The sequence below is a fragment of the Edaphobacter sp. HDX4 genome, assembly GCF_036877565.1.
In the GTDB taxonomy this organism is placed as follows: Bacteria; Acidobacteriota; Terriglobia; order Terriglobales; family Acidobacteriaceae; genus Edaphobacter.
Map to the genome: position 1 here is coordinate 74124 of NZ_JAEDXW010000014.1, position 15352 is coordinate 89475.

At 56.2% G+C, this 15352-nt stretch carries 14 protein-coding genes and 3 pseudogenes; 6 read left to right on the forward strand and 11 right to left on the reverse strand.

The features are described from left to right. Positions 1–857: 857 nt before the first annotated feature. From kdpC to JAO29_RS23530, 7 genes and pseudogenes are all read right to left on the reverse strand, one after another. Complete coding sequence (kdpC, locus tag JAO29_RS14370; protein WP_334268933.1) at positions 858–1415, reverse strand: potassium-transporting ATPase subunit KdpC; 558 nt, start codon at positions 1413–1415, stop codon at positions 858–860. Between the two features lie 9 nt (positions 1416–1424). After that, the gene (gene kdpB / locus JAO29_RS14375) at positions 1425–3461 is read right to left on the reverse strand and encodes a potassium-transporting ATPase subunit KdpB (RefSeq protein WP_334268934.1); all 2037 of its coding nucleotides are present in this window, start codon (positions 3459–3461) and stop codon (positions 1425–1427) included. Between the two features lie 18 nt (positions 3462–3479). Continuing rightward, positions 3480–5243, reverse strand: a complete 1764-nt coding sequence (kdpA, locus tag JAO29_RS14380; RefSeq protein ID WP_334268935.1) for a potassium-transporting ATPase subunit KdpA — start codon at positions 5241–5243, stop codon at positions 3480–3482. Further along, positions 5243–5329 carry a K(+)-transporting ATPase subunit F gene (kdpF, locus tag JAO29_RS23525; RefSeq protein ID WP_442886401.1) on the reverse strand — a complete coding sequence of 29 codons (87 nt, stop codon included), beginning with the start codon at positions 5327–5329 and terminating at the stop codon, positions 5243–5245. The genes kdpA and kdpF overlap by 1 nt, the downstream gene beginning before the upstream one ends. Next, a complete protein-coding gene (locus tag JAO29_RS14385; RefSeq protein WP_334268936.1) occupies positions 5326–5520 on the reverse strand; it encodes a hypothetical protein in 195 nt (64 codons plus the stop codon). Before JAO29_RS14385 ends, kdpF begins: the two co-directional genes overlap by 4 nt. 33 nt (positions 5521–5553) lie before the next feature. Next, positions 5554–5757 carry a hypothetical protein gene (locus JAO29_RS14390; protein WP_334268937.1) on the reverse strand — a complete coding sequence of 68 codons (204 nt, stop codon included), beginning with the start codon at positions 5755–5757 and terminating at the stop codon, positions 5554–5556. 28 nt (positions 5758–5785) lie between these two features. Then, positions 5786–5857, reverse strand: a pseudogene (locus tag JAO29_RS23530) (hypothetical protein); the annotation flags it as partial. Positions 5858–6231: 374 nt separating this feature from the next. On the opposite strand from JAO29_RS23530, the gene JAO29_RS14395 reads away from it, so the two are divergent. Then, complete coding sequence (locus JAO29_RS14395) at positions 6232–7020, forward strand: sensor histidine kinase (RefSeq protein WP_334268938.1); 789 nt, start codon at positions 6232–6234, stop codon at positions 7018–7020. Positions 7021–7092: 72 nt separating this feature from the next. Here the strand turns inward: JAO29_RS14395 and JAO29_RS14400 are convergent, their stop codons facing one another. From JAO29_RS14400 to JAO29_RS14410, 3 genes are all read right to left on the reverse strand, one after another. Continuing rightward, positions 7093–7332 (reverse strand): hypothetical protein, encoded by a 240-nt coding sequence (locus tag JAO29_RS14400; RefSeq protein ID WP_334268939.1) that lies wholly within the window; start codon positions 7330–7332, stop codon positions 7093–7095. A 138-nt stretch (positions 7333–7470) separates the two neighbouring features. Next, positions 7471–8172, reverse strand: a complete 702-nt coding sequence (locus tag JAO29_RS14405; protein WP_334268940.1) for a response regulator transcription factor — start codon at positions 8170–8172, stop codon at positions 7471–7473. Next, the gene (locus tag JAO29_RS14410) at positions 8166–9599 is read right to left on the reverse strand and encodes a sensor histidine kinase (protein ID WP_334268941.1); all 1434 of its coding nucleotides are present in this window, start codon (positions 9597–9599) and stop codon (positions 8166–8168) included. The genes JAO29_RS14405 and JAO29_RS14410 overlap by 7 nt, the downstream gene beginning before the upstream one ends. Before the next feature lie 238 nt (positions 9600–9837). Between JAO29_RS14410 and JAO29_RS14415 the strand changes: the two are divergent. The 4 genes and pseudogenes from JAO29_RS14415 to JAO29_RS23535 all read left to right on the forward strand — a co-directional run bounded on the left by JAO29_RS14415 (position 9838) and on the right by JAO29_RS23535 (position 14277). After that, positions 9838–11736: pseudogene (locus JAO29_RS14415) on the forward strand (APC family permease). 458 nt (positions 11737–12194) lie between these two features. Continuing rightward, positions 12195–12863 (forward strand): hypothetical protein, encoded by a 669-nt coding sequence (locus tag JAO29_RS14420; RefSeq protein ID WP_334268942.1) that lies wholly within the window; start codon positions 12195–12197, stop codon positions 12861–12863. A gap of 17 nt (positions 12864–12880) precedes the next feature. Beyond that, the gene (locus JAO29_RS14425) at positions 12881–13894 is read left to right on the forward strand and encodes a hypothetical protein (RefSeq protein WP_334268943.1); all 1014 of its coding nucleotides are present in this window, start codon (positions 12881–12883) and stop codon (positions 13892–13894) included. Continuing rightward, positions 13822–14277 carry a hypothetical protein gene (locus tag JAO29_RS23535; RefSeq protein ID WP_442886396.1) on the forward strand — a complete coding sequence of 152 codons (456 nt, stop codon included), beginning with the start codon at positions 13822–13824 and terminating at the stop codon, positions 14275–14277. The genes JAO29_RS14425 and JAO29_RS23535 overlap by 73 nt, the downstream gene beginning before the upstream one ends. A 5-nt stretch (positions 14278–14282) precedes the next feature. Here the strand turns inward: JAO29_RS23535 and JAO29_RS14430 are convergent. Then, a pseudogene (locus tag JAO29_RS14430) lies at positions 14283–14635 on the reverse strand (carboxypeptidase regulatory-like domain-containing protein); the annotation flags it as partial. Positions 14636–14676: 41 nt separating this feature from the next. Between JAO29_RS14430 and JAO29_RS14435 the strand changes: the two are divergent. Further along, entirely contained in the window at positions 14677–15258 is a 582-nt protein-coding gene (locus tag JAO29_RS14435; RefSeq protein WP_334268945.1) for a hypothetical protein, read from the forward strand. Positions 15259–15352 lie beyond the last annotated feature (94 nt).

The window sequence follows — 15352 nt, forward strand, 5'->3', positions numbered from 1 at the left end:
GCAAGTCAATGCGGTGCAGATCGCGCTCAAACGTGCGATCCTGAATCACATGTCCAGTTCTCTCACAGGTCAAAGCAAAGCCGCCATGCTCATGCTCTGCGCTTTGCTGCTTGTGATGAGCCTCATCTCCCCTATTTGTCCGGCGTGCGATGGTCTTGGAGTTCAGCACAGCCCGGCTCACGCCGCGGACAAAGGCGTTGCCGCCCACAAGTGATGACTGCAACGGGGTCTGTTCCTGCTGCGGCTTTCACTGGCTTCCTGCCATAGGGACGCAGCTCCCGACTGTCGCCCTCGTGACCGGGATGGCCGCTCCGCAAAACGAGCACTACTCTAGCCGCTTCACATCCCCACCGTCTTCCTCCTCGCGTCTAGCCCAAAAAGAACTCAGCAAGGACTCGCTTCGCCAAGCGGTGCAACTTCTTCTGGAGCTTCCGCTGCCTGTCAGGTTTGAAACTGGACTTTAGTCCGATTTCGTGGGCTCATTCTGAGCGGCGAGCGTCGAGGAGTGCACTTCGAGTTTTACTGCACCCATCCGTCGGAAGCTCTTCTCGCCGACGCCGTCCCTCCCGTACTGCTCGTCTCGAGGACGGTTGGTAGTTCCTGGTCTTCCTCATGTCGAACGCGCATCAGACCGAGGCCGGCAGCGCAAACGGCACTCACACCTGCTTTAGGGGCAGGAGTCCGCGCACCTCTAAAGGCGCGAGCGGATTCTTGGGGAAGGCTGCGTGTTATGCGCTTCGGGTATCGTATTCGCCTTGGTATCCGTCGATACGGCTCTTCCGGCAGCATATCCCAGGTGATTGGAAGGACCTGATCGAGGAAGTACGGACGGCTCGTTGAACCGCCCGTACATTTCATCAACGGATGGAATCCAATGCGAGGTTTAGCTGAAGAACGTTGACGCGCGGCTCACCCAACAGACCGAACTGCCGCGGCTGCACATTTGACTGCACCAGCACGCTTACACGTTCTTCAGTCAAATGCCTCTCGCGCGCGACGCGAGACACTTGGTACAGAGCAGCAGCGGGTGAGATGTCAGGGTCGAGTCCAGACGCGGACGCTGTAACCAAGTCGACCGGAACAGCCCGGCCGCCATTAGACTCGGATTTCACGCTTCCGTCCACACGATCTATCAACGTCTTACTCGAAGGCCCGAGGTTGGATCCGCTCGAAGCGCCCGCGTCATAGCCTGTGCCAGCGGCTGACGGCCGGCTGTGAAAGTAACCTGGCCCGGTAAACGGTTGGCCTATGATTCGTGAGCCGATCAGTTCTCCGTTCCGGGTTAGCATCTGGCCGTCCGCCTTATCGCGGAAGATGAGACGAGATATCCCGGTAATCGCCAACGGGTAGACGATGCCCAGCAGGACTGCAGTGATCGCGGTATACAGGCACGCGGTAATGATCTGCTTCTTCATACGTTCTCCTTATGCCAAGTGAATCGCGGTTATGAGCATGTCAATCAGCTTGATTCCGACGAACGGAACGATGATGCCGCCGACACCATAAACGAGCAGGTTGCGTTGTAGCAAAGCTGCCGCCGAGAGCGGTCGATAAGACACGCCGCGCAGTGCCAAAGGAATGAGCCCCACAATAATTAGCGCGTTGAAAATGATGGCTGAGAGCACCGCAGACTCGGAGTTGTGCAGGTGCATAATGTTTAACGCATTCAGCACCGGAAAGACTCCCGCAAACATAGCCGGGATAATGGCGAAGTATTTCGCTACATCGTTCGCGATGGAAAACGTAGTGAGTGCACCACGCGTCATAAGAAGTTGCTTGCCGATAGCCACAATCTCGATCAGCTTCGTGGGATTACTGTCTAGGTCCACCATGTTGCCGGCTTCTTTCGCTGCCTGGGTGCCTGAGTTCATGGCGACACCTACATCAGCCTGAGCCAGTGCAGGAGCGTCATTCGTTCCGTCACCGGTCATCGCGACGAGCTTACCTTCGCTCTGTTCGCGCTTGATGAGGTCCATTTTGTCCTTGGGCTTCGCTTCTGCCAAGAAATCGTCTACTCCCGCCTCGCGGGCGATGGCGGCTGCCGTGAGCGGATTGTCTCCGGTGATCATGACGGTACGAATGCCCATGGCACGCAGTTGCTCAAAGCGTTCCTTCATTCCGCCTTTCACAACATCCTTGAGATGGATGACGCCCAAGGCGCGGCCATTTTCCGCAACAACGAGTGGTGTGCCCCCGCTGCGAGCCACCTGCTCCACAGAGGAACGCACCTCGTCCGGCATGCGGGAACCATGCTCCTCCAGGTAACGAGCCAAAGCATCCACAGCGCCTTTGCGAATGCTGCGTCCATCAACCTCGATGCCGCTCATACGCGTCGTTGCGGAGAATGGAACGAACTCTGCATTCATTTGGCCGAGCTCACGGCCGCGGAGGTTGTACTGTTCCTTAGCTAGCACAACGATGGACCGGCCCTCTGGCGTCTCATCCGGCAGCGAAGAAAGCTGAGCTGCGTCCGCAAGCTGGTCCGCAGAAATGCCATGTGCAGGAATGAATTCCGACGCCTGGCGATTGCCGATGGTAATGGTGCCCGTCTTGTCCAAAAGCAGGGTGTTGACGTCGCCCGCAGCTTCGACGGCACGGCCCGAAGTTGCCAGCACGTTGTGCTGTACCAGGCGATCCATGCCAGCGATACCAATGGCGGATAAGAGACCGCCGATTGTTGTCGGGATCAGGCACACGAGCAGCGAGATCAGCACGAATACCGTTTGAGGCGCTCCTGAGTACTGCGCAAACGGTTGCAATGTGACCACCGCGAGCAGGAAAATGATCGTGAGTCCTGCAAGCAGAATGTTCAATGCAATTTCGTTCGGTGTCTTCTGCCGCTCGGCTCCTTCGACAAGCGCGATCATGCGATCCAAGAAGGTTTCGCCGGGATTAGAGGTGATACGCACCGTGATGACATCGCTGAGAACGCGGGTGCCGCCCGTCACAGCAGACCGGTCGCCGCCGGCTTCTCGGATAACGGGCGCGGACTCTCCAGTGATAGCCGATTCATCGACGGATGCGACCCCTTCGATGACCTCACCATCGCCCGGTATCATCTGCCCGGCAGTCACGCGAACCACATCGTCCGAGCGCAGCTGAGAGCTAGGAACCTCCCGCACCTCTCCGGACTTGTTCACGCGGTAGGCTGTGGTCTCGGACTTCGCGAGTCGGAGTGCGTCTGCCTGTGCCTTGCCGCGGCCTTCGGCCATGGCCTCGGCAAAGTTCGCGAAGAGAACCGTGAACCAGAGCCACAAGGTGATCTGCAGATCGAAGCGGAGGTGTCCGCGCTGGCCGGAGAAGTCGCCAAGCAGCAATACTGTAGTCAGCACGCTGCCAACTTCGACGACAAACATCACCGGATTCTTCATCATCAGCTTGGGGTTGAGTTTCCGAAGCGCATCGACGGAAGCTCTCCGCACGATGGTCGGATCAAATAAGGAACGTTTCTTGGTAGCCATTGAATTCTCCGCAGCTTTCTAGAAGAGTTGGCCCGCACGCAGCATGAGGTGTTCCAGAATCGGACCCAAGCTGAGAACTGGAAAGAAGGTCAGAGCACCAACGATGACGATCACGCCCGTGAGGAGAACCGTGAAGAGAGGCGTTGTCACAGGGAACGTGCCCGCGGAGGGTGGTGTGATCTTCTTGAGCGCGAGATTGCCTGCAATGGCCATCATGGGAACAATCATGAGGAAACGCCCGGCAAACATCGCGACAGCAAGCGAAAAGTTGTACCAATGCGTATTCGCGCTCAAACCTGCAAATGCGGAACCATTGTTGCCTGTTGCGGAGGTGTACGCGTACAGGATCTCGCCCAAGCCATGTGGACCGTGGTTCGCAAGGCTGCTCAGGCCAAGTCCAGGCATGCGAATGGTAATGGCTGCGAAGACAAGGATCAGCAGCGGGAAGATTAGCAGATAGAGCATTGCCATCTGCACGTCGTAGCTCTCGATCTTCTTTCCTAAGTATTCCGGCGTTCGACCAACCATCAGGCCTGCAATGAACACAGCCAGGATCACAAAGACCAGCATGCCGTACATGCCGGCGCCCACTCCGCCAAACACTATTTCGCCAAGGAGAATGTTCGTGAGTGGAACCAAACCGCCGATCGGTGTGAAGCTATCGTGCATGCTGTTGACGGCACCGCAGCTTGCGTCCGTTGTGACAGTCGCAAATAGTGCGGAGTTGGCGATGCCGAATCGCACCTCTTTGCCTTCCATGTTTCCGCCGCTCTGGGCCGCAGAAACTTGCTGGTCCACCTTGTGGAACTGCGGATTACCGTGGGATTCAGCCCAGAATGCAGTGGACACTCCAGCGAACCACAGAACCACCATCGCGCCCAATACCGCCCAACCGTGGCGTGGCGAGTTAACCATCTTTCCCAGCGTCACCGTCAAACCCGCCGGGATCAGGAAAATCGAAAGCATCTGCAGGAAGTTGGTCAGTGGTGTAGGGTTCTCGAACGGGTGCGCGCTATTTGCATTGAAGAAGCCGCCACCATTCGTTCCCAACATCTTGATCGCCTCCTGTGAAGCAACCGGGCCCTGCGCAATGATCTGCGTCGTGACATTCGAAATCTTGCCATCGGCGCCCGTAACCTTCTGCGCTTCAACCAGCTTGACCGTGTCATAGGGTTTCAGGTTTTGCACTACACCCTGGGAGACCAAAGCCAAAGCGAAAATAGTGGAAATTGGTAACAGCACCCACAGAGTGCCACGTGTGAGGTCCACCCAGAAGTTGCCGAGCGTCTTCGCCTCTCGGCGTGCGATGCCGCGAATGAAAGCGACCGCTAACGCAAGACCAACCGCGGCAGACCAGAAGTTGTGCGTCGCGAGGCCGAGCATCTGAGTGAGATAGCTCATGGTCGTTTCGGGTACGTAGGACTGCCAGTTCGTGTTTGTTGTGAACGAGACTGCAGTATTCAGTGCGAGGTCGGCAGGCACTGCCGGCAAATGCTGAGGGTTCAGAGGGAGTAGATGCTGTACCCGTTGGACAACGTAGGTCAGCACGAGCGAAGCCGCACTGAAGATGAGCATGGCTAGCGTGTACTGACGCCACGTCATCTCTTCTTCGGGCTGCACACCAGTGAGCTTGTAGAGCGATCGCTCTACTGGGCCGAGGACCGGATCGAGGAGAGTCTTTCGCCGTTCAAAGACTGCAGTCATGAAGCTGCCCATCGGTGTGGCGAGCAGAAGGACTGCAGCGATGAAGAAAAAGATTTGAAGCCAGCCGTTTAGGGACATCAGAACTTCTCCGGGCGCAAGAGCGCGTAGACGAGATAGACCATCAGAAGAGCAGCGACGGTCAGAAGAGCAGCATTGAGAATCATGGACGTTTTCCTTTCAGGCGTTCGCAACCACCCAGGTAGAGCAGGGCTGCCGCAAAGAGAAGCAGCAGTAGAACTATGGCAAGCATGTCGAGCATCTTCGGTCCTTTCCTAACACTTGGTTCTTCGCCGAGACGGGCGTAGATCACTTTCCATTCGAATACAGCTGGCACAAGGAACTCATAAAGATTCATGTCCAAGCATCACCATGCTGCCTGTTTCGTGCCTCACCAGTAGACGAGGCCGATCGTGGCGGTCGTTTGACTGTGACGAAGAACGCCGGTTTGGTCGGTGAGGAAGAACTGCCTATTTGAGAAATCCGTCCGATACTCTGCACGTGCAAGCAAGCCTGGGGCAAAGGTGTGATCGGCGATCAAGGTCAACTCCTTCAACGCTTGTGTGCTGCGGTCTGAAGAGACCGCCTCTGTCATCGAAGTACTCGAAACGGCCAGTCACGTTCCAGTTCTTGGGCAACGAGTACTTTGCATAGGCGGCGCCAATCACGACGCGCCCAGGCTGTGGTTGTGACACCGTTCGATTGAGTACATAATCCGCTTCACCTACGAGGGTGAGGTTCTTGCTCGCGGTTCATGTCGCATAAGTATCGAAGATATGTTCACGTCCGTTGGGCGCGGGTGAAATATTGGTTGTGGGGAGGCGGGCTGGGTTGGAGAGGTTGGCAATCCAGGGTTGAGGGTCGCCTGGACAGCGTCACCGGCGCCAGCTCGGTGGTGCTCTTTCTTCTTGATGGTGACAGGCTCTTCCAGTACGGAACTACATCGGGGGCCTTCGAAATACCACATCTCCGGCAGGTAGCGCTCAGTCTCAGCGATTTGGATGCTCAACCAGCAGGGGAAACGCGGCTACCGATTATGGCGGGCGTGCGGCCGCGCGGATTGGTCACCATGCGTGGTGTCAAAGCTTCGCATGAGAGCCTGCATACGATCGGGGATTTGATCTCGATGGCGCTGGACCGCGCTCAAGCACTCGAAGACGTCGCAAAGAGCGAGGCAAACAAGGAAGGAGAACGCCTGCGCACCCTCATCATCGATTCGATCACCCATGAACTGCGGACACCGCTAACGTCCATCAAAGGTGCGGCATCGGCGCTTCGCGCCAATCGAGACATGCCCGCTGCTTCGCGGGAAGAGTTGATCGATGTTGTAGACGAAGAGAGCGACCGTCTTGATCAGCTAGTGGAGCAAGCAACTGAATTGGCTAAGCTCGACTCGCAACAGGTGCACATGACATTTGAGCTTGTCGAAGCACAATCTCTCTTCGTGAACGCTGAACGTATTTGCACAACCAGCTATCCTGATCATCCCATCACGATTAAGGAGCCTGCCGTACCGAAGGTCATTGCCGATGCAGAATTTGTAAGCAAATTACTTTGTAACCTCATCGAGAACGCAGCCAAATACTCTCGCAAAGGCTCTCCCATCATCCTCTCAGCGTTGCGGCAGGGTCAGGAAGTCGCGATCAGCGTGGCGGATCTGTACGGAATAGACCCGTCAGAGCAGGCGCTTATCTTCGACCGGTTTTACCGTGCTCGCAATCCCAACAGTTACGTGACTGGCACCGCTATGGGACTGGCAATCAGTAAAGCAATCGTCGAAGCGCATGGGGGATCTGTTGCGGTCACGAGTCAGCTTGGCGCAGGCTCTGTGTTCACCTTCACACTACCCATTGCATAAGACTAGTGGCCGAGCGAAGGTCGCCTGCTTATTGCGATTTTCGTGCGGCCTCGGCCTTCGAGAAAAGTTCGGCTAGAGCTTCGCTCTCTTTGGCTCGCTCTCGTAGTACTCTCCTAGCATCCGAGCGCGATCCGCAGCCTGCGGGTAGCTCTTGCCTCCCGAATACTTCAGCGCATATTCAAGCGCCTCATGCTGCTGCTCGGCGGCCGTTGAAAACAGACGCTCTCGCTGCATATAAAAGTCAGCGAGGCTGCGGTAGTCCTCTTCGCTCCGCGCGGTTTTGGCCCTGATGATCGCTTGGCGCGCGGTCATGTTCACCGGAGTGCGGGCAGGCGTTTGTGCAAGGGCACAGACAGAAAACTAAAGCAGAGGCAGCAAGCAGACGGTAGGCTTTCATCTTCGACTCCGTCCTACAGCTTGCAGCGGAGTCTATCAGGAATGCATAAAGTCTTACGGTTCCGACTTAAACCTGTATCCGATGTAATTCTCTGTCGTGAGATAAACCGGCTTTGCAGGATCATCTTCGATCTTCCGGCGCAGCTGGCTCATATACGTTCGAAGGTATTCCCGTTCACCGCCATACTCTTCACCCCACACCGCGGTAAGCAGCTTGTGATGGGACAGTGGCTTGCCGGCATTCTGCATTAGGATAAGGAGCAGATCAAACTCCTTAGGAGTTAGGTGCACCTCAGTATCGCGCTTGAAGACCCGATGCTGCTCTGCTTCCACCCGAATTTCGCCGACCTGACGGGAGCGGAGCGCAGATCCCTCGGGAGTTCGCATTCGACGGACCGCCGACCGAATGCGGGCCGTGAGTTCCATTAGTAGAAAGGGTTTTGTGATGTAATCGTCTGCCCCGGCATCCAGCGCCAAGACTTTGTCGTCTTCAGTGTCGCGCACCGTGAGCACCATGATTTGCAGTTTCGGATGTTGTTCTCGGATGCGCTTGCAAGCAGCGAGGCCTCCCATGCCGGGCATGTTCAGATCGAGAAGCACAAGTTCGTAGTGCTCGTGTCTCAACTCGAGCAGAGCGTACTCTCCGGTGGCAACTTCACCTACTTTGAACCCGAGCGTCTGAAGGGTACTGCTTAGGCTGTGTCTGAGAGCGGCATCATCTTCGGCGATGAGCACAACGCCTTCGTTGGTCAACATGGTCCTCCTTTAGGAACGGTGAGAAAGAATGTAGTGCCAAGTTCTCGAGAGCTTTCGACGCGGACAGAGCCCTGGTGCATGTCGGTTGCGCGTTTGGCAATGGAAAGCCCCAGACCGGTGCCAGGCGCTTTATGACCCGTAGAGGGGCTCCTGTAATAACGCTCGAAAATGAGTTGCCGTTCTTCGGCTGGGATGAATGTGCCTTCATTGTGAACGGTGATCTCGATTTCATTCTCAGCGCACATTGCAGTTACGGAAACCGGTGAATCGGCGGGACTGTATGTCAGCGCGTTCTCCATAAGCTGCACTAGCGCCATTCGCAGGACCTCCAGATCGGCCAAGATCTTGACACTTCCCTGAAGGAGCGTCGGCGTAATTCTTCCGCTATTTAGTTGCCGGGGCAGCTCCGCGATTGAGGATTCAAAGAGGTCTTGAAGCGAGACCAGCCGTCGGCGAAGTGCAATTTCTTGGCTGTCCAAGCGAGAAGTTCTCAGCAGCTTGTTCGTAACTTCTGAAATGGAGAGCGCCTGCTCTTCGATCGTTCGCGCGAACCCCTGCTGAAGCGAACTGAGATTGCCGATCCCAATGAGGCCCGAAGCGGAAACTGCGATGGTCGTTAGGGGGGTTTTCACGGAGTGAGCGAGGCCATCGAGCACCGCTGTGCGCAGTTGTTCGGAGACAGCAACCGACTCCGCGAGAACCTCCGCACGCATTGCTCGCACCCGCTCCAGATTGCTGGCGATTAAAGCTGCGACGGCGCTCATAAACAATGGGGCTCTGTGAGCACCACGGAAGACCACCGCGCCAATCGGTTTCGCTCCAAAGCGGAGTAGCCGAATGTGTTCCGCCCGCGTCGGAAGGTCACAGTCAGCGCCTGCGCGAAGGGACGCGATCAGGCCTTCCTCGGCGTCCGCAGCGTCTCCGGAGAACCAGTAGCGAGATGCCTTGCTATCCCAGAATGCTACACCTTGCAGCCCAAGCTGCTTTTGGACTGTCAGACACAAGTGCTCTTCCGGCCCACTCTTCCAATCTGCCAGGAGGATGTTCTGGGAAAGCTGGAAGAGTTCGCTTTGGTCTCTCTCTTTGGCCTCCAGGGTCAGACTGTATGCCCTAATGCGTTGGACCAGGTGACTCACGAAAACTGATACAGCCACAAACGACGCCAATGCCAGAAGATCCTGATAGGAGTAGACGGTCAGGCTAAACTTCGGTTCGGTGAAGAAGTAGGCGAGACACACTGTCGAGGCCACCGACACGACCACAGCTGCCAAAAACCCCGCTTTCCATGAGGCGAGCAACGCGAGAAGCATGAAGCCTGGGATAGCTGCGGCGACTCCGATGTGCAGTCGAACCGCGACCGCGCTGGTGGCCAGGGTGGCCGCACTGATCATGGCTGCGACGATCCACCGCGATGCAGACTGCTTCATATAGAAAAGCATAGAGAAAAGCGCATAAGAAATCCGTAAAGCGTGCGGCGTTTTTTCTTGGTTTGGCGAGTCTTTCGATTAATCAGCTCATCCGGCGAGGCCGGATCCTCATGCCTTCTTTATGGGTGCTCGACGGAGACTGAGTGATGCTGGCGTGAGTACCCAAGTCCGGGATAACCCCCGAGATCGGGGCCGCGGTCGTTGCACTGCGGACCCGCACGAAAGGTGAGACCTGATCATGTCAATACTTGATCGGATAGTTGGATCTGCTCTGGCAACAGAAGAGAAGCACTCACAGCAGATATCGGCCAGAACGGGCGTGGCAGTATTTGGACTCGACGCGCTGAGTTCAGCTGCCTATGGGCCTGAAGCGGCTTTGACCCTGCTTGTTCCTCTCGGTATCGCAGGCAGCTTCTACCTGCTACCCATTACCGCGATCATCATTCTCTTGCTGAGCATTGTCTTCCTATCCTACCGTCAAACGATTACTGCATATCCCGGCGGTGGAGGTTCGTACTCCGTTGCAGGAGTGAATCTCGGGCCAACTTTCGGTTTGCTAGCCGGAGCCGCTCTCATGATTGACTACGTCCTTAACGTAGCGGTCGGAATAGCTGCGGGTGTGGGCACGATTGTGTCGGCGGTGCCGTCCCTGCAACCTCATATCACCCTGCTTTGTATGGGCGTCTTACTTCTTCTTTCCCTGTTGAACCTGCGTGGTGTGCGTGACACCGGCGCAGCGTTCGTGCTCCCCACGTACTGCTTCGTAGCGGCGCTCCTCATACTCGTAGGTATCGGCTGCTGAAAGGTGGTGCAGTCCCATGGTCATCCCACGCCTCTGATCGCGCCTCCCCATGTGCACGGAACCATCTTGGCCCTCCCCGGACTGTGGCTGCTTCTGAAAGCCTTCGCGAGCGGCTGCGCAGCGATGACGGGAGTAGAGGCGGTCAGCAATGGCGTGACAGCGTTCAAGCAGCCCAGTACTCAAGTTGCAAAACGGTCTCTCACGATCATTATCGGTATCCTCATTTCGCTTCTGGGGGGCCTCGCATGGCTTGTGTACGCCTACCGGGTGACCGCAACCGACCCCTCTTCATCCGGGTACCAAAGCGTTCTCTCCATTCTACTGGGGGCCGTGACAGGGCGAGGCTACTTCTACTACTTTGCGATGGCGAGCATCACGCTGGTGCTTTGTCTATCAGCCAACACCTCCTATGCGGACTTCCCACGTCTCTGCCGGATCATGGCAGTGGATCGATTCCTGCCACCAGTGTTCTCAGTGAGAGGCCGTCGCCTCGTTTACACGCATGGCGTGGTAGCGCTGACATTTTTCGCGGGTGCGTTGCTCGTCTCGTTCCGCGGTGTGACAGATCGGCTCATTCCGCTCTTCGCGGTGGGTGCTTTTCTTGCATTCACGTTGTCCCAGGCCGGAATGGTGATCCACTGGTGGAAGCGAAGACGACGCGGTCTCGCTTGTATCAACGCCATCGGAGCTATCGCGACCGGTGCCACAATCATCATCCTGCTCGTAGCGAAGTTTGCAGACGGTGCCTGGATAACAGTTGTCTTGATACCGCTGCTTTATGCGTTGATGATCGCGATTCGGAAGCACTACCATCGCGTTGCGCGGAACATCATTACTGTCGCTCCGATCTCCATCCGTTCAACGGATGATCCAATCGTGATCGTTCCGATAGATCGATGGAGTCGTGTTTCGCGCAAAGCCTTATCATTCGCCATGCGCATCTCGTCTGACGTCCGGGTTGTCCATATAGATGGAAGCGGAAGCCATAGCACACTCGCGGACCAGTGGCGTCATTTAGTCACCGCTCCGGCAGCGGCGGCTGGAGTTCCGGCACCTGAACTTACGATCGTTATGTCTCCTTATCGTTTTGTAGTTCATCCCATTTTTAGGTTTGTCTCCGAAGTAGAGCATCAGAATACTGATTGTCTGATTGCCGTGGTGATTCCCGAACTTGTCGAACGACAGTGGTACCACCATCTGTTGCACAATCAGCGATCAGCCGTGCTCAAAGCTCTGCTCTACCTTCGAGGAACTAAGCGTGTCATGGTCATTAACGTCCCATGGTACGTCGAAAAGGCTGATCAAAGAGAATTAGAAGAATCGCGGCCCCCCTAAGCCGGCAAGTGGACGGAGGGACGTGCTGTTCAGCAGTGCTGACTAGAACTGTGGAAGCAGAAATGTCTGAAGGCTTTATGCCTTCTTGACGATGAAGCTTGTCTGATCGATCTTGACTACGTTTTCTTTGGTGGTCAGGAGATCGATCATGCACATCTTTGGAGGCCGTAGAACACAGCACTCGTGGCAGTCAACTGTTTTTTCAACTGCTGTCGTCCTTCTACTCTCATCAGCGGGTTCGACGAGGTTGGCGGCACAATCCACGTTCGGCAGTATTCTCGAATCGGTTCAGGATGCATCGGGAGCCGTGATCCCGGGCGCGACCGTGCACATCCGGAACCTGAATGACAATTCGAGCCGCGACACCTCTGCGAACGTAGCGGTGCGTATCAGGTTCTCAACCTAAATCGGGCAAGTATGCCGTCACCGCAGTAGCTCCTAACTTCGCAGAGACCACTTTGACGGATATCACGCTCGAGGCCAGACAGCAGCTACGCGCGGATATGGAACTGCAAGTCAGCGACACGCAGCAGACGGTTTCCGTTGAAGCCGATTCGACCACGGTCAACACAGAGAACGGCACTATCGGCGACACGAAGAAGTTCAACCAGGTCGTCGAAATTCCGATGAACTATTGCGGTGGCAATGACAGCCCACTCGCAGCGCTGGTCGCGGTACCCGGTGTGCAGCAGGACAGCAGCGGTAATGTGTCTATTGGCGGAGGAACTTCAGCACAGATTCGATATTCTGTGGATGGAACTTCGACCGTCAACATCCGCCAAAACGGCGCTCTCGCAAATATGAATCCATCATCAGAGCTCATCAGCGAGATGAAGGTTACACAATTCAACAACAATGCTGAGTTTTCTCAGATGGCCGACGTGACCATCATCACCAAGAGCGGCACGAACCGTTTTCACGGAAGCGCGTTCGAATACCTGCAGAATAGCGCGTTCGATGCAACGACTTGGGGCTTCGACGTTAAGCCACATAAGGCGTACAACACCTTCGGTGGGAGCTTTAGCGGACCTGTGCGCTTGCCGCACATCCACCCGACTACAGACCGGACGTTCTTCTTCGCCGATTATGAGGTAACCGTCGGCGGTTCACCACCCCGCTGGTTCTAACCGTTCCGAGTCTCGCGATGCGATCTGGAGACCTCAATGGGCTTCCTGGTCCGGCAGCCGTGGATCCCACGACGGGAATGACGTTCACCAGCAATCAAATCCCATCGGCCCGTCTCAGCAGCGTTTCACTTGCACTGCTAAACCATTACATACCCTTGCCGAATGCGACTAACGGAGGCGATGTCACCGGAAACTATCGAGTGCAGGCACCTACGCCGGCTAACATCAACGGCTATGATGTCAGAGTTGATCGCACGCTGAATGACAAGCAGCAGGTCTACGGACGCTGGAGTTGGAAGAACGTCGATTCCACATTCACAAACAACCTGCTGCCCACCGCGTTGCACCGCGAGCCCAATCGTAATCTGATCTTCTCTTATAACTACACAATAACGCCAACGCTGCTGAACGAGGCCCGCTTTGGATTGACACTGTACACATCGAAGGTCGAGTTCCCGATTTCTGGTGCAACAGCAGTCCGGACCCTTGGATTGGAAGGGTTGAACTTAGAGGACGTGCCCAACGTGAATGCATTCCCTACATTCGACTTCAGCGATGGCACCAACTTTACAACGATTGGACGCGACAAGACTGGAACCACTCGCTCACAGACGCTGCAGTTCACGCACAATCTTTCCTGGGTGAAAGGAAACCACACCATCAAGTTCGGTGTGGATGTCCGCCGCGTACGCTACACCGACCTTGAGAGTTTCGGCGGCTCAAACGATTTTGGGGCCTTCACATTCAACTCCTCAACCTTCGGCGGCAATGCATTCGCCGATCTGCTTCTCGGCCTTCCTTCAAAGAGCTACGTGGCGCGCTCTGGACCGGATACCGCACTGCACGCATACCAAACGGGCGTTTATGCGCAGGACGAGTGGCACATGGCGCGCTACGTCACCTTTAGTGCGGCCTCCGCTGGCAGGCCCTTCCACCGTTCACCAGTGAGAACAACAACTTGGGTGCCTTCGATCCCACGAACGGCGGATTCATTCTGCCGAATCACGGAACCGCAAGAACCGAGATGCTGAATACGATCAACGCATGTCCTGGCGTCAATCCACTCCTGCCGTGTGCGCCTATCGAAAAGGCGAGTAACATTGGTGTCGGCGATGGTCTCCGCGCTTTCTATAAGAAGAACTTTCAACCACGGCTTGGTATCGCCTATCGTCCCTTCGCTGACAACAAGACTGTTCTGAGAGCCGGGTTTGGCATCTTCACCATGACGAGCCTCGGCCAACTCTCGTTCAATTACCACCAACATCAACGTAGGGGTCGTGCAGACCACTGCAAACCAGCCTCGCGGCTGTCTGCGGTGCTGCCACGTTCGGAAATTGGAACGCTGCCTGCCCATTCGCCTGCGTTGCCGCGGTTCGCACGCAGGTTGAAGCGGTCGGCCACCGGTGTGCCATAGTTCACCTCGGGAGCGAAGACCGATGGTGCATCACCAGCGGCATTGCTCAGGTTCTTCGCCCAAGTGTGATTGACTTGGAGAAGCAGCCCGTGATTCATGCGCTGATTCAATTCCGTTTGCAGCGCCTGGTAGTTTGCGTTGCCTGCGTTCTCGCTGGAGAGGATACGGCCCCAGTTGGGATAGGGGCGCCTGCTGTAGTCGTTAGGTGTCACGCTCGCGTGCTGCTGGTTGAGGTCGACGGTCTGGCCATCCGATAGGAGTTCATTCCAACGTAGCTCACACGCAGACTGAGATCGTTCATCACTTGCCGCTCCATGGTCAGGTTCCACTGAGCAGCTTGCGGGTCACTGAAGTGCAAGTTGACATTCTGGTAGAAGTCGCCCGTTCCTGCAGAACGTGGTGGGAACCCGTCGCCATCGCATCGTAGCTTCCGCGATCTATCAGCTGCCCTTCGGACGGCAGAGGCAGTTCTTCAGCGGGATGAACCGGCTCGGTGATGCGTTGCTGGGTGGTTGGGAGATCAGCACAGTTTCGCTTTGGCAGACTGGTCCGTACCTCACGCCGATCACCAGCCCGAGTTACGACACTGCAAACCTGAACCTCGTGTTTCGCGGGGCCGCTTTACGACCGGATTGCACTGGCAATCCCATTCCGGCCGATCGCACGCTCGGCAACTACTTCAACGTTAGTGCGTTCAACCCCGTTCCCGCCGCAGGCAGGATCGGCAATTGTTCCGTAGGGAGCCTGGTCGGCCCGGGAACCACCGCGATCGCAGGCGGACTGGCGAAGACCTTCGCCGTAAGGGAGTCGCTAAAGCTCCGTTTCGAGGCGACGTTCACAAATCTTCCCAACCATTCGAACTTCGCGGCTCCAGCGATGGACGTTTCAGCACCCGCGTCTTTCGGGCAAATTACCTCAACGCAAACTGCAGAGAACCCGGGAGACAGAACTGGACAATTCGCGCTTCGGCTCGACTTCTAAACGACTGATCGCATGCAAACTAATAGGTAGCAGGGCGGAGCTCAGGCTCCGCCCTTTGCTGTTCGCGATCCGTCTTCATGCCTTCCTTATCCAT

Excerpts from the sequence above, each read along its gene's own strand:
- JAO29_RS14400 (WP_334268939.1), bottom strand. The coding sequence starts at position 7,332 with ATGACCGCGCGCCAAGCGATCATCAGGGCCAAAACCGCGCGGAGCGAA.
- JAO29_RS14425 (WP_334268943.1), top strand. The coding sequence starts at position 12,881 with ATGCGATCTGGAGACCTCAATGGGCTTCCTGGTCCGGCAGCCGTGGAT.
- kdpA (WP_334268935.1), bottom strand. The coding sequence starts at position 5,243 with ATGTCCCTAAACGGCTGGCTTCAAATCTTTTTCTTCATCGCTGCAGTC.
- kdpF (WP_442886401.1), bottom strand. The coding sequence starts at position 5,329 with ATGATTCTCAATGCTGCTCTTCTGACCGTCGCTGCTCTTCTGATGGTC.
- JAO29_RS14405 (WP_334268940.1), bottom strand. The coding sequence starts at position 8,172 with ATGTTGACCAACGAAGGCGTTGTGCTCATCGCCGAAGATGATGCCGCT.
- JAO29_RS14390 (WP_334268937.1), bottom strand. The coding sequence starts at position 5,757 with ATGACAGAGGCGGTCTCTTCAGACCGCAGCACACAAGCGTTGAAGGAG.
- kdpB (WP_334268934.1), bottom strand. The coding sequence starts at position 3,461 with ATGGCTACCAAGAAACGTTCCTTATTTGATCCGACCATCGTGCGGAGA.
- kdpC (WP_334268933.1), bottom strand. The coding sequence starts at position 1,415 with ATGAAGAAGCAGATCATTACCGCGTGCCTGTATACCGCGATCACTGCA.
- JAO29_RS14385 (WP_334268936.1), bottom strand. The coding sequence starts at position 5,520 with ATGAATCTTTATGAGTTCCTTGTGCCAGCTGTATTCGAATGGAAAGTG.
- JAO29_RS14410 (WP_334268941.1), bottom strand. The coding sequence starts at position 9,599 with ATGAAGCAGTCTGCATCGCGGTGGATCGTCGCAGCCATGATCAGTGCG.
- JAO29_RS14395 (WP_334268938.1), top strand. The coding sequence starts at position 6,232 with ATGCGTGGTGTCAAAGCTTCGCATGAGAGCCTGCATACGATCGGGGAT.